Genomic DNA, 12,598 nt, shown 5'->3' with positions numbered 1-12,598 from the left:
ATGGCCATGGTCTAAGCTTAGTTTCCAGTGTCGAACCTGTGCCTGGTTCCGGGCGTTCATCGCAGGCCTCGACATAAAAGTGTCATCCAACAGGCTTAGATTGGCTCAGGTATTGCTGACCTAGACCAACTCACCGCAAGACCGTCGATAACAACGCAGCGTTGAACACGCCCAAAGGAGCTTCGGATGAAACAGCTTTTCCTGGCATCACTGTTAGGCTCGACCATCGCCATGTGCACCGCCGCCATGGCCGCTGACACTGACTTGAAAACCCTGGAAGCCGCTGCGAAGGCGGAAGGCGCCGTCAACAGCGTCGGCATGCCCAACGACTGGGCCAACTGGAAAGGCACCTGGGAAGACCTGGCCAAGATCTATGGCCTCAAGCACATCGACACCGACATGAGCTCGGCCCAGGAAATTGCCAAGTTCGCCGCCGAGAAAGACAACGCCAGCGCCGATATCGGCGACGTTGGCGCCGCTTTCGGCCCGATCGCCGTCAAGCAGGGCGTGGTCCAACCCTACAAGCCCAGCACCTGGGCACAGGTCCCGGACTGGGCCAAGGACCAGGACGGCAACTGGGCGCTGGCCTATACCGGCACCATCGCGTTCATCATCAACAAGAAGCTGCTGCACGGCTCCGAAGCGCCGAAAAGCTGGGCCGACCTGGAGAAAGGCAAGTACAAGGTGTCCATCGGTGACGTGAGCACCGCCGCCCAGGCTGCCAACGGCGTCCTGGCCGCCGCCATCGCCAAGGGTGGTGACGAGAAGAACATCCAGCCGGCACTGCTGATGTTCGCCGAGATCGCCAAGCAGGGCCGCCTGTCACTGGCCAACCCGACCATCGCCACCATGGAGAAGGGTGAAGTGGAAGTCGGCGTGGTCTGGGACTTCAACGGCCTAAGCTACCGCAACAAGATGGTCAACAAGGACGACTACGAAGTACTGATCCCATCCGACGGCTCGGTCATCTCCGGCTACACCACCATCATCAACAAGTACGCCAAGCACCCGAATGCGGCCAAGCTGGCCCGCGAATACATCTTCAGCGACGCCGGGCAGATCAACCTGGCCCGGGGCAACGCCCGTCCGATCCGCGCCGAGCACGTCAACCTGCCGGCCGAGGTCAAGGCCAACCTGTTGCCCAACGAGCAGTACAAGCACGTGACACCAATCAAGGACGCCGCCGCCTGGGAGAAGACTTCCAAGGCCCTGCCGCAGAAGTGGCAGGAAGAAGTGATCATCAACATGCAGTAATGCTGCATCCGAAGGAGCGAGGCTTGCCCGCGATCCAGGCGCTGCGATCTATCTTGAAATCGCAGCGAGACCATCGCGAGCAAGCTCCGCTCCTACGAGATTGTTCGGTCTTGCGGAGCCCTGCCCCATGTCACACAACGTCATCCTTGTCGTGCTCGACGGTCTCAGTCACCAGGTCGCTCGCCACGCCATGGGACACCTTCAAGCCTACGTCGGCGCAGGACGCGCAGCGCTGTACCAACTGGAATGCGAGCTTCCAGCCCTGTCCCGCCCGCTGTACGAGTGCATCCTCACGGGCGTGCCGCCGATCGACAGCGGCATCGTGCACAACCAGGTCTCGCGCCTGTCCACCCAGCGCAGCGTGTTCCACTACGCCCGCGCCGCTGGCCTGGGTACCGCTGCCGCGGCTTACCACTGGATCAGCGAACTGTACAACCGCACACCCTTCAATCCGGCCCGGGACCGGCACACCGCCGATCCTGCACTGGCGATCCAGTACGGCCACTTCTACTGGAACGATCACTACCCCGACTCCCATCTGTTCGCCGATGCCGAGGACCTGCGCCTGCGTCATGCCCCCAACCTGCTGCTGGTGCATCCGATGAACATCGATGACGCCGGGCACAAGCATGGCCTGGACAGTGCCCAGTACCGCAACAGCGCGCGCTCGGCAGACATCATCCTGGCCGACTACTTGCAGGGCTGGCTCGACGCCGGCTACCAGGTGCTGGTGACGGCCGATCACGGCATGAATGTCGATCGCTCGCACAACGGCCTGCTGGCCGAAGAGCGGGAAGTCCCACTGTTCGTGTTCGGCGACGCCTTCAGCCTCGACCCCGCTGCCGCACCGAAACAGACCGAGTTGTGCGGCACTGTCTGCCAACTGCTGGGCGTAGCCCATGACAAACCTTTCTGCCGGGAGCTGTTGAAGTGAATTCAGTGACCCGCGGCAAATGGCTGGCGGCCCTGTGCCTGGTGCCATTCGCCCTGTTCTTCATCGTGTTTCAGATCGCGCCACTGGCGTGGGTGCTGATCAACAGCCTGCAATCCGAGGAGTTCGGCTGGGGCCTGGCCAACTTCAACAAGATCTTCAGCTCCAAGTTCTACCTGCAGGCCATCCAGTACAGCCTGGAGATCAGTTTCTGGTCCAGCGTGTTCGGCATCATCATCGCGGTGCTGGGCAGCTACTCGCTGCGCCGGGTGGACTCCAGGCTGCGCAACTTCGTCAACGCCTTCGCCAACATGACCAGCAACTTTGCCGGCGTGCCCCTGGCCTTCGCGTTCATCATCCTGCTGGGCTTCAACGGCGCCATCACCCTCATGCTCAAGCAGTCGGGGATCATTCAGGACTTCAACCTGTACTCCAAGACCGGGCTGATCATCCTCTACACCTACTTCCAGATCCCCCTGGGGGTGCTGTTGCTGTACCCGGCCTTCGACGCCCTGCGTGAAGACTGGCGCGAGTCGGCCGCGCTGCTGGGGGCCAGTGGCTGGCAGTTCTGGCGGCATATTGGCCTGCCGGTGCTGACCCCGGCACTGCTGGGGACCTTCGTGATCCTGCTGGCCAATGCCCTGGGCGCCTACGCCACGGTCTATGCCCTGACCACCGGCAACTTCAACGTGCTGCCGATCCGCATCGCCGCCATGGTGTCCGGGGATATCTCCCTGGATCCGAACATGGCCAGCGCCCTCGCGGTGGTGCTGGTGGCGCTGATGACCCTGGTGACCATCGTCCATCAGCTGCTGCTGAAGAGGAGCTACCATGTCTCGCGCTGAATCCGGCTCCGCCGCCCTCTACCATCGGTTCGTGGTCTGGCTGCTGTTCGCCATCCTGTTGCTGCCGCTGCTGGGGACCTTCGTCTACTCCATCGCCAGCAGTTGGTCGGCGACCATCCTGCCCAGCGGCTTCACCTTCAAGTGGTACCTGCAGCTGTGGAGCGATCCGCGCTTTCTCGCGGCCTTCGGCCAGTCGCTGCTGGTCTGCGTCGGCGCCCTGGTGCTGTCGGTGGTACTGATCCTGCCGCTGCTGTTCGTGGTGCACTACCACTTCCCCAAGCTCGATGCGCTGATGAACATCCTGATCCTGCTGCCCTTTGCGGTGCCGCCGGTGGTGTCCTCGGTGGGTCTGCTGCAGCTCTACGGCTCAGGACCTTTCGCCATGGTGGGCACACCCTGGATTCTGATCGGCTGCTACTTCACCGTGGCCCTGCCATTCATGTACCGGGCCATCACCAACAGCCTGCAGGCGATCAACCTGCGGGACCTGATGGATGCCGCCCAGTTGCTGGGCGCCAGTACCTGGCAGGCAGCCTTGCTGGTGGTGCTGCCGAACCTGCGCAAGGGCCTGATGGTGGCCTTGCTGCTGTCCTTCTCGTTCCTGTTCGGCGAGTTCGTGTTCGCCAACATCCTGGTGGGTACCCGCTACGAAACCCTGCAGGTCTACCTGAACAACATGCGCAACAGCAGTGGCCACTTCACCAGTGCACTGGTGATTTCCTACTTCTTTTTCGTGCTGGTCCTGACCTGGGCCGCCAACATCCTGAACAGGGACAAGAGCCAATGAGCTTCGTCAGCGTCCAACACCTGCAAAAGAACTACGCGGGCACCCCGGTGTTCAGCGATATCAATTGCGAAATCCGCAAGGGTGAATTCGTCACCCTGCTGGGCCCCTCCGGCTGCGGCAAGTCGACACTGCTGCGCTGCATTGCCGGACTGACCCCCGTCGATGACGGCAAGATCCTTCTCGACGGCCAGGACATCGTGCCCCTGAGCCCGCAGAAACGCGGGATCGGCATGGTGTTCCAGAGCTATGCACTGTTTCCCAACATGACCGTGGAACAGAACGTCGCCTTCGGCCTGCGCATGCAGAAGGTCAAGGCTGACGATAGCCACAAGCGGGTCAGCGAGGCCCTGCAGCTGGTGGAGCTCAAGGATTTCGCCAGCCGCTATCCACACCAGCTGTCCGGCGGCCAGTGCCAGCGGGTGGCCCTGGCACGCTCCCTGGTGACCCGACCACGCCTGCTGTTGCTGGACGAGCCGCTTTCAGCGCTGGATGCGCGGATCCGCAAGCATCTGCGCGAACAGATTCGCACCATCCAGCGCGAGCTGGGCCTGACCACCATCTTCGTCACCCATGACCAGGAAGAAGCCCTGACCCTGTCGGACCGGATCTTCCTGATGAACCAGGGCCAGATCGTCCAGAGCGGCGACGCCGAGACCCTGTATACCGCGCCGGTGGATGTGTTCGCCGCAGGTTTCATCGGTAACTACAACCTGCTGGATGCCGAGAGCGCCAGCAAGCTGTTGCAACGCCCGGTCACAGGCCGTATCGCTATCCGCCCGGAGGCCATCGAGCTGCGCAAGGATGGCCAGCCGGACGCACTGGTCCGCAGCCACAGCCTGCTGGGCAACGTTATCCGTTATCGGGTCGAGGCTCGTGGTGTGGAACTGGTAGTGGATGTCCTCAACCGTTCGGCCGCCGACCTGCACAGCGACGGCCAGCGCCTGGCGTTATCCATCGATCCGAGTGCCCTGTGTGAGGTAGCCTGATGCCTTCCACGCAATCGATCCTGAAGAGAGAGCTGTACTGATGGCCCTGGCAATTTTTGATCTGGACGAAACCCTGATCCACGGCGACTGCGCCACCCTCTGGAGCGAACAGATGGGGCGCCTGGGCTGGGTCGACAGCGAGTCGTTCATGCGACGCAACAACGAACTGATGGATGCCTACAGCCACGGCAAGCTGGCCATGGAAGAGTTCATGTCCTTCAGCCTCGAGCCCATGGCCGGACGTACTCCCCAGGAGGTGGCCCACCTGGTGGAGCCCTGGGTCGAGGAGGTGATCGAGCCGATCATCTTCAGCGATGCCTGCAAGACCCTGGCTGCCCATCGCCAGGCCGGCGACCGGATTCTGGTGATCTCGGCCTCGGGCACCCACTTGGTACAACCGATCGCCCAGCGTTTGGGCATCGATGAAGTGCTGGGGATCGAGCTGCAAGTGCTCAACGGCGTCTACACCGGCAATACCGTGGGCACCCTGACCTACCGCGAAGGCAAGATCACCCGCCTGCTGCAATGGCTGGAAAGCGAGCAGGAGAGACTGGAAGGCGCGACGTTCTATTCCGACTCGCGCAACGACTTGCCGTTGCTGCTGAGGGTGGATCATCCCCAGGTGGTCAACCCGGACCCGGTGCTGCGCGAGCATGCGCAACAGGCCGGCTGGCCGATCCACCACTGGAAATGATTCGTCGGGAACTGGCCCACGGGCCAGTTCCCATGGCGGTTACACCAGAGCGGGATCGATCACCAGCACCAACTTGCCCGATACCTGGTTGGTCGCCAGTTCGGCGAACGCCGCCTCCGCATCCTGGATCGCGAAGGTCCTGGCCAGTTGCGGGCTCAGGCGCCCGTCACCGAACAAGGGCCAGACGTTCTGCCCCAGGTCGCTCAGCAGGTCGGCCTTGAACTGATCGCTGCGGCTGCGCAAGGTCGAGCCCAGCAACTGGATACGCTTGGCCAGCACCTGTGCCAGGTCCACTTGCGTCTCGCGTCCACCCATCAGGCCGATCAGGACCCAGCGCCCATCGAGCGCCAGCAGCTTGAGATTGTTGCTCGCGTAGCTGGCCCCCACCGGGTCCAGGATCACATCGAACGGACCGAAATCACGCAGTGCCTGCACGCCATCGGTGCGCACCACCCCCCCCTGGGCACCGAGTCCCTCGCAATAGGCCAGTCGCTCGGCGGAGCCAACACTGACCCAGCACGGGCTGCCAAACGACTTGCACAACTGGATCGCCGCCGAACCGACGCCACTGGCGCCAGCGTGCAGCAACACTTTCTCCCCGGGCTTGAGCGCCGCCAGCTGGAACAGGTTCAGCCAGGCTGTGGCATAGACCTCGGGCAGCGCCGCCGCCTCGACCAGAGACAACCCTTCGGGGACCGTCAACACATGCCGCGAATCGACCACCACTTCCTCGGCCATGCCACCGCCGGCCAGCAGTGCGCATACCCGATCACCGATTTTCCAGGACGAACCCGGACCGACTTCGCTGATTACCCCCGAACATTCCAGCCCCAGTACCTGGCTGGCCCCGGCGGGTGGCGGATAAAGCCCCGCGCGTTGCAACAGATCGGCCCGGTTCAGGCCGGCGGCCGCCACACGAATGCGAACCTGGCCTGCATCGCAGGCCGGGCTTGGCTCTTCAACCCACTCCACATGACCTTCAACGCCTTGCAATGCTTTCACAGTGCCTCCATAGTGAGTCTGGACTGAGCCCGGAGCTTATAGCACCGGGCTTTTTGCATTATGCGACCGGCCTTAATGGAACCGGCGACTTCAAAGACGGCCTAATATGCGTTATCAATTGCCCCCGCGTCGAATCAGCATGAAGCATCTGTTCCCCAGCACCGCACTCGCTCTTTTCATTGGTTTCGGCCTGCTGCCGATGTCGACCACTACGTTCGCAGCCAATAGCTGGGACAAGCTTCAACCCGATCGCGACGAGGTAATTGCCAGCCTCAATGTTGTAGAACTGCTCAAGCGCCATCACTACAGCAAACCGCCGCTGGATGACGCACGCTCGATCATCATCTACGACAGCTACCTGAAACTGCTGGACCCCTCGCGCAGCTACTTTCTGGCCAGCGATATCGCGGAGTTCGACAGGTGGAAAACCCAGTTCGACGACTTTCTCAAGAGCGGTGACCTGAACGCAGGCTTCACCATCTACAAGCGCTACCTGGACCGGGTCAAATCCCGCCTGGACTTTGCGCTGGCAGAACTGGGCAAGGGCGTCGACAAGATCAACTTCACCACCAAGGAAGACCTGCTGATCGATCGCAAGGATGCTCCCTGGCTCAAGACCACCGCCGAACTCGACGACCTATGGCGCAAGCGCGTCAAGGACGAAGTACTGCGGATGAAGATCGCCGGCAAGGAACCCAAGCAGATCCAGGAAACCCTGACCAAGCGCTACAAGAACCAGCTGGCGCGCCTGGACCAGACCCGGGCCGAGGACATCTTCCAGGCCTACATCAATACCTTTGCTATGTCCTACGACCCGCACACCAACTATCTGTCGCCGGATAATGCGGAAAACTTCGACATCAACATGAGCCTGTCCCTGGAAGGCATCGGCGCGGTACTGCAAAGCGACAACGACCAGGTCAAGGTCGTGCGCCTGGTACCGGCAGGCCCAGCGGACAAGACCAAGCAAGTGGCACCTGCGGACAAGATCATCGGTGTTGCCCAGGGCAACAAGGAAATGGTCGACGTGGTGGGCTGGCGCCTGGACGAAGTGGTCAAGCTGATCCGCGGCCCCAAGGGCACCCTGGTACGCCTGGAAGTGATTCCGGCCAGCAATGCGCCGAACGACCAGACCAGCAAGATCGTGCCCATCACCCGCGAAGCAGTGAAACTCGAAGACCAGGCGGTGAAGAAGTCGGTCCTCACCCTCAAGCAGGATGGCCGCGACTACAAGCTCGGGGTGATCGAGATCCCGGCGTTCTACCTGGACTTCAAGGCATTCCGCGCCGGTGACCCGGACTACAAGAGCACTACCCGCGACGTGAAGAAGCTGCTGACCGAACTGCAGAAGGAGAAGGTCGACGGCGTGGTCATCGACCTGCGCAACAACGGCGGCGGTTCCCTCCAGGAAGCCACCGAGCTGACCAGCCTGTTCATCGACAAGGGCCCCACCGTGCTGGTGCGCAATGCCGACGGTCGCGTGGATGTGCTGGAAGATGAAAACCCTGGCGCCTTCTACAAGGGGCCGATGGCTCTGCTGGTCAACCGCCTCTCGGCCTCGGCTTCGGAGATTTTCGCCGGCGCCATGCAGGACTACCACCGAGCGCTGATCATCGGTGGCCAGACCTTCGGCAAGGGCACGGTGCAGACTATCCAGCCGCTCAATCATGGCGAACTGAAGCTGACCCTGGCCAAGTTCTACCGGGTTTCCGGCCAGAGCACCCAGCATCAGGGTGTTCTTCCGGATATCGGTTACCCGTCGATCATCGACACCAAGGAAATCGGCGAAAGCGCGCTGCCCGAAGCCATGCCATGGGACACCATCCGTCCGGCCATCAAGCCGGCAGTGGATCCGTTCAAGCCATTCCTGGCCCAGCTCAAGGCCGAGCATGAAAGTCGCTCGGCCAAAGATCCGGAGTTCGTGTTCATCCGCGACAAGCTGGCCCTGGCCCAGAAGCTGATGGCGGAAAAGACCGTGAGCCTCAACGAAGCCGATCGTCGTGCACAACACGCCGATATCGAAGCCAAGCAGTTGGCCCTGGAAAACACCCGTCGCAAGGCCAAGGGCGAAGAGCCGCTCAAGGAGTTGAAGAAAGAAGACGAGGACGCGCTGGCCGCTGCCGAGCCGAACAAGACCAAGCCAGAAGACGACGCCTACCTCAGCGAAACCGGGCGTATCCTGCTGGACTACCTGAAGCTCAACACCTCGGTGGCCAAGCACTGAGGATGATGGCAATTTAATTCGATCGCTCTTCGGAGCGTCATTAAACAGTCATCATTCTGTCGTGAAATAAAGGACCGGCGCCGCCCCTGGACCAGGGGCGCGCCCGGTCCTTTTTTTATTGACAGAGATCGCCATGACCACGACCGAACAGCTGAGTGCATTGAGTTCAATCCTGGCTCAAAGCGGTCTGCACAGCCTGTTCCAGCCCATCATCTGCCTTTCCGAGCGACGCATCCTCGGCTATGAGGCTCTGAGCCGAGGCCCCTCCAACAGCCCCCTGCATTCACCGGTGACCCTGTTCGCGGTGGCGCGCCAGGCCGGACGCCTGAGCGAGCTGGAGATCGCCTGTCGCTATAGCGCCTGCAAGCGATTCAGCGAGCAATTGTTGCCCGGCAAGCTATTCCTCAATGTCTCGCCCGAGTCGCTGCTGGAGGCCGCCCACCAGCCTGGGCGAACCTTGCAACTGCTCCAGGACTTCGGCATCCCGCCCAGCCAGGTGGTGATCGAGCTCACCGAGCAGACCCCCATCGACGATTTCCAGCTGCTGCAAAACGCCCTGCACCACTACCGCGACATGGGGTTCTCCATTGCCCTGGATGATCTGGGCGCCGGTTACTCCAGCTTGCGCCTGTGGTCCGAGTTGCGACCGGACTACGTTAAAATCGACCGACACTTCATCGACGGCATTCACCAGGATGCGCTCAAGCGCGAGTTCGTCGGCTCGATCCTGCAGATCGCGAAGGCCTCCCGGGCCAAGGTGATCGCCGAAGGCATCGAGCTGGCTGAAGAACTGGCGGTGCTCACCGAGATGGGCATCGACCTGATCCAGGGTTACCTGCTGTGCCGCCCCCAGGAACAGCCACCCCAGGACGCCTGGGGGATGATGCCCAAGCACGACAGCACCAGCGTGGCGCTGAACGATGAAGGCAGCGACTTGAGTGCCCTGCTCAACGAACAACCGGCAGTGGCACGCAATACGCCCACGGCCAATGTGCTGGAAGCCTTTCGCCGACAGGCCAATCTCAATTCCTTGGCAATTCTCGACGAGCAGGGCCAACCCTGCGGGATCGTCCATCGGCATTCACTTTCCGATGCCCTGCTCAAGCCATTCGCCACCGACCTGTTCGCTCGCAAACCCATCAGCCGCCTGATGAACGACGACTTCCTGGCCGTTGAGCTGAGCCAATCCCTGCAACAGGTCAGCCGCCTGATCACCAGCCGCGCACGGCAACGCATCGAGGAGGACTTCATCATCACCCTCAACGGTCATTACCTGGGACTGGGACGGGTAATCGATGTACTCAAGCTGATCACCGAGCTGAAGATCCAGCAGGCACGCTACGCCAACCCGCTGACCCTGCTGCCGGGCAACGTGCCCATCCAGCAGTGCCTGACTCGCCTGCTGCAACAGGGCCGTGAATCGGTGATCTGTTATGTGGACATCGACAGTTTCAAGCCCTTCAACGACATCTACGGCTATGGGCGCGGCGACGAAGTACTGTTATGCCTGGCGCAATGCCTGAATGACCGGGTGGACCCCAGCCGCGACTTCGTCGGGCATATCGGCGGGGATGATTTCCTGCTGGTGCTGGGACCAGAGGACTGGCGCAAGCGGCTGAACCAGCTGCTGGACGATTTCCACAGCCAGTGCCGGCGCTTCTATCGCAGCGAACACCTGGAGGCCGGCTGCTTCGTTGCACCCAATCGCCAAGGAGTTCGCCAGGAGTTTCCCTTGCTGTCACTGTCGATCGGCGTGGTGCACCTGTCCCCACAAGCCTGTGGGCAACTGGACTCCAGCCAATTGGCGGAACTGGCGTCGCAGGCCAAGCATCATGCCAAGAACGTGCAAGGCTACAGCGTCCACGTGATCGACAGCCTGCAAGCCCTGGACCACCAGAGAGGCGGTCCCCTCAATGCTGCGGATCTAGCTGCTCCAGCTTGATACTTGCCAGGGGGTGCCCGGCCTGGGCCGAGAGCCGCCACCAACGGGCCGCTTCGCCAGCATCGGGCGCCTTGCTGGCCGAGCCAGCCAGACTGAGCACACCGAGCTGGTAGGCGGACTTGGCATCACCTGCCAGAGCCGCCAGACGCAATAGCCGGATACCTTCCTCCCGCGCACCGAGCCCCTGGCCACGAAAGACCAGGATATGCCCATAGAAACTTTGCGCGCCGACGTGGCCCAGGTTGGCCATGCGTGCGTACTGCCCCTGCATCCAATGCCAGCTGCGGGGCTGACGGATGAACCAGGGCCAATGAAACAATCGGCGGGCCACCCAGTAGCCGACCCGCGCCTTGAATCGCCAGAACATTCAGGCCTCCACTGATTCGGGATACGTGTACTCGAACACTCGCACCACTTCCGAGGCGTGCCAGGATGCTGCGGCAACACCATCGGACGGCCCGGAAAAACGCCCCAGCCGCTCGACACACTCAAAGAAGCCGGTCCGCGGCAAACGGCTGGCACCCTGGCTGATCACCAGGGAGCTGCGCAACGGTTGCTCAGCCCGTGCGTCCAGGGCCGCCAGGTGCTCCAGCGCGGCCGTGAGGGTCTGCATCGCCGGGCTGGGCAGTTGCAACCGCTCCAGCAATGCACGGTAGGTTAAGAGATGGCGCTGACGCCGGGCCTGATCCAGCTCACCCAACAGCCCATCCCAGTGCTGACGACTGATCCTTACACTCACAATGGCTCCCTCCACCCCGGCACTGTCAGCTCCCAGGCCAAGCTGCGGCGAATCGCAGCGTCGGGTTGACGCTCGCCACTTTCAATCAGGGCCAGGTAAGACGGACTGATACCTACTTTGCGGGCCAACGCCTCGATGGCGATGCCCTTCCCTTCGCGTAGACTGCGTAATTGATCCAGGCCCGGAAGACCCTCGGCCTGTGTCGCTGCCTGAGCTGTAGCAGCAGCGTGTGGTGCGTGTTCGGTGAGACCTGCGGCTTGCAATAAAGCTTGATACTGAGCCCACGGCAGAACCGCATATTCGGGTTCACCGTCGCGTTCAATAATCTGGATATCCATCACTACCCCGTAGGACTACGACACTTAACGAGTCGGACTTTTCCCTAAAGTGTAATCCTAACAGCGATGGTGGTCGCGCAGAGCATGATTGTCATCAGGTAACGGAGCTGTTACCTCAGTTTTTCCCCGGCCCTTCCAGGCGCAATTGCTCTGGGGTGTCCGGCAACCTCTCGACCACCGCCAGCTTTTCCGGGGCCTGGCGACTGCGCCAGGCTCGAAAGGCATCGAGCTCATCGCCCAGGGTTTTCATCAGCCAGGCCAGCACGGCGATGTCATCGAGCATGCCGAACACCGGAAGAAAGTCGGGAATCGCGTCCAGCGGGCTGAGGAAATACATCAGGCCGGCGACCACCGCCAACAATGCCTTGGGACTGATCGCCCGGTACTCTCCTCGCCAGTAGGCCAGGCACAATGCCTGCAGTAGGCGCAGGTCTTGCTTGACCTTGCCCAGGCGCCCACCCTGGAAGGCACCCTTGCTGGCGACAGCGAACAACAACGTCGGCAGGCGGCCACGACTTAAGAGCCGAGCCGCCAGGGGCAGGAAGCGGGCAAAATTCCAGGGTGCTTTCATCTTCACTCCCACTGAAATGTTATCCACACAAATTGTGGATAACCTTGTGAACAGAGCTCCTTTTCAGCGCTGAAAGCCCCGTTTCACAAGGGCTGAGCTCAGATCGGGCGTTTTTTACTCACATAAAAAAACCCATTATTTCATTGACTTGGCAGTCTTCAGCGACTAGTGCCAGCGCTACCCTGTTCTGACTGTCGACAATGCCGTCAGTTCGGATTTTTTACCACTACCGGCTTGCAGAAACGACAACGCCCCGCAAGAGCGGGGCGTTGTTTGGGCGAACCA

The 12,598-nt window shown here is 61.5% G+C and carries 13 protein-coding genes; 8 read left to right on the top strand and 5 right to left on the bottom strand.

The genetic code is table 11. The annotated features are described in order from the left end of the window. Positions 1 to 186: 186 nt before the first annotated feature. The 6 genes from LGQ10_RS27955 to LGQ10_RS27930 all read left to right on the top strand — a co-directional run bounded on the left by LGQ10_RS27955 (position 187) and on the right by LGQ10_RS27930 (position 5,497). Positions 187 to 1,254 (top strand): ABC transporter substrate-binding protein, encoded by a 1,068-nt coding sequence (locus LGQ10_RS27955; RefSeq protein ID WP_058435767.1) that lies wholly within the window; start codon positions 187 to 189, stop codon positions 1,252 to 1,254. Positions 1,255 to 1,381: 127 nt separating this feature from the next. After that, positions 1,382 to 2,188 carry an alkaline phosphatase family protein gene (locus LGQ10_RS27950; RefSeq protein WP_058435766.1) on the top strand — a complete coding sequence of 269 codons (807 nt, stop codon included), beginning with the start codon at positions 1,382 to 1,384 and terminating at the stop codon, positions 2,186 to 2,188. Further along, positions 2,185 to 3,030, top strand: coding sequence for an ABC transporter permease (locus tag LGQ10_RS27945; protein WP_226523818.1), 846 nt, complete (start codon positions 2,185 to 2,187; stop codon positions 3,028 to 3,030). The genes LGQ10_RS27950 and LGQ10_RS27945 overlap by 4 nt, the downstream gene beginning before the upstream one ends. Continuing rightward, a complete protein-coding gene (locus LGQ10_RS27940; RefSeq protein ID WP_226523817.1) occupies positions 3,017 to 3,817 on the top strand; it encodes an ABC transporter permease in 801 nt (266 codons plus the stop codon). Before LGQ10_RS27945 ends, LGQ10_RS27940 begins: the two co-directional genes overlap by 14 nt. Beyond that, positions 3,814 to 4,803: an ABC transporter ATP-binding protein gene (locus LGQ10_RS27935; RefSeq protein WP_058438345.1), complete on the top strand. Its 990-nt coding sequence runs from the start codon at positions 3,814 to 3,816 to the stop codon at positions 4,801 to 4,803. Before LGQ10_RS27940 ends, LGQ10_RS27935 begins: the two co-directional genes overlap by 4 nt. Positions 4,804 to 4,843: 40 nt before the next feature. Continuing rightward, entirely contained in the window at positions 4,844 to 5,497 is a 654-nt protein-coding gene (locus LGQ10_RS27930; protein WP_226523816.1) for an HAD family hydrolase, read from the top strand. Between the two features lie 39 nt (positions 5,498 to 5,536). On the opposite strand, the gene LGQ10_RS27925 is transcribed toward LGQ10_RS27930, so the two are convergent. Then, positions 5,537 to 6,499 (bottom strand): zinc-binding dehydrogenase, encoded by a 963-nt coding sequence (locus tag LGQ10_RS27925; RefSeq protein ID WP_226523815.1) that lies wholly within the window; start codon positions 6,497 to 6,499, stop codon positions 5,537 to 5,539. Positions 6,500 to 6,638: 139 nt separating this feature from the next. Here LGQ10_RS27925 and LGQ10_RS27920 point away from each other — a divergent pair, with 139 nt between their 5' ends. Further along, on the top strand, positions 6,639 to 8,723 hold the full coding sequence (locus LGQ10_RS27920; RefSeq protein WP_226523814.1) for a carboxy terminal-processing peptidase: 2,085 nt from the start codon (positions 6,639 to 6,641) through the stop codon (positions 8,721 to 8,723). A gap of 133 nt (positions 8,724 to 8,856) precedes the next feature. Beyond that, positions 8,857 to 10,665, top strand: a complete 1,809-nt coding sequence (locus tag LGQ10_RS27915; RefSeq protein WP_226523813.1) for a bifunctional diguanylate cyclase/phosphodiesterase — start codon at positions 8,857 to 8,859, stop codon at positions 10,663 to 10,665. Here the strand turns inward: LGQ10_RS27915 and LGQ10_RS27910 are convergent. The 4 genes from LGQ10_RS27910 to LGQ10_RS27895 all read right to left on the bottom strand — a co-directional run bounded on the left by LGQ10_RS27910 (position 10,634) and on the right by LGQ10_RS27895 (position 12,313). Then, positions 10,634 to 11,032, bottom strand: coding sequence for a sel1 repeat family protein (locus LGQ10_RS27910; protein WP_226523812.1), 399 nt, complete (start codon positions 11,030 to 11,032; stop codon positions 10,634 to 10,636). The two genes, LGQ10_RS27915 and LGQ10_RS27910, sit on opposite strands and share 32 nt — an antisense overlap. Then, positions 11,033 to 11,404: a hypothetical protein gene (locus tag LGQ10_RS27905; RefSeq protein ID WP_058438980.1), complete on the bottom strand. Its 372-nt coding sequence runs from the start codon at positions 11,402 to 11,404 to the stop codon at positions 11,033 to 11,035. It lies immediately after the preceding gene. Beyond that, entirely contained in the window at positions 11,401 to 11,742 is a 342-nt protein-coding gene (locus LGQ10_RS27900) for a helix-turn-helix domain-containing protein (protein WP_058438982.1), read from the bottom strand. Before LGQ10_RS27900 ends, LGQ10_RS27905 begins: the two co-directional genes overlap by 4 nt. Positions 11,743 to 11,857: 115 nt before the next feature. Then, complete coding sequence (locus tag LGQ10_RS27895) at positions 11,858 to 12,313, bottom strand: YkvA family protein (protein ID WP_226523811.1); 456 nt, start codon at positions 12,311 to 12,313, stop codon at positions 11,858 to 11,860. Between the last annotated feature and the right edge of the window lie 285 nt (positions 12,314 to 12,598).

The sequence above is a fragment of the Pseudomonas sp. L5B5 genome (assembly GCF_020520285.1).
Classification (GTDB): Bacteria; Pseudomonadota; Gammaproteobacteria; order Pseudomonadales; family Pseudomonadaceae; genus Aquipseudomonas.
This window is presented reverse-complemented; position numbering and strand designations above follow the sequence as displayed.

Excerpts from the sequence above, each read along its gene's own strand:
- LGQ10_RS27940 (WP_226523817.1), top strand. The coding sequence starts at position 3,017 with ATGTCTCGCGCTGAATCCGGCTCCGCCGCCCTCTACCATCGGTTCGTG.
- LGQ10_RS27915 (WP_226523813.1), top strand. The coding sequence starts at position 8,857 with ATGACCACGACCGAACAGCTGAGTGCATTGAGTTCAATCCTGGCTCAA.
- LGQ10_RS27955 (WP_058435767.1), top strand. The coding sequence starts at position 187 with ATGAAACAGCTTTTCCTGGCATCACTGTTAGGCTCGACCATCGCCATG.
- LGQ10_RS27950 (WP_058435766.1), top strand. The coding sequence starts at position 1,382 with ATGTCACACAACGTCATCCTTGTCGTGCTCGACGGTCTCAGTCACCAG.
- LGQ10_RS27895 (WP_226523811.1), bottom strand. The coding sequence starts at position 12,313 with ATGAAAGCACCCTGGAATTTTGCCCGCTTCCTGCCCCTGGCGGCTCGG.
- LGQ10_RS27910 (WP_226523812.1), bottom strand. The coding sequence starts at position 11,032 with ATGTTCTGGCGATTCAAGGCGCGGGTCGGCTACTGGGTGGCCCGCCGA.
- LGQ10_RS27900 (WP_058438982.1), bottom strand. The coding sequence starts at position 11,742 with ATGGATATCCAGATTATTGAACGCGACGGTGAACCCGAATATGCGGTT.
- LGQ10_RS27930 (WP_226523816.1), top strand. The coding sequence starts at position 4,844 with ATGGCCCTGGCAATTTTTGATCTGGACGAAACCCTGATCCACGGCGAC.
- LGQ10_RS27920 (WP_226523814.1), top strand. The coding sequence starts at position 6,639 with ATGAAGCATCTGTTCCCCAGCACCGCACTCGCTCTTTTCATTGGTTTC.
- LGQ10_RS27935 (WP_058438345.1), top strand. The coding sequence starts at position 3,814 with ATGAGCTTCGTCAGCGTCCAACACCTGCAAAAGAACTACGCGGGCACC.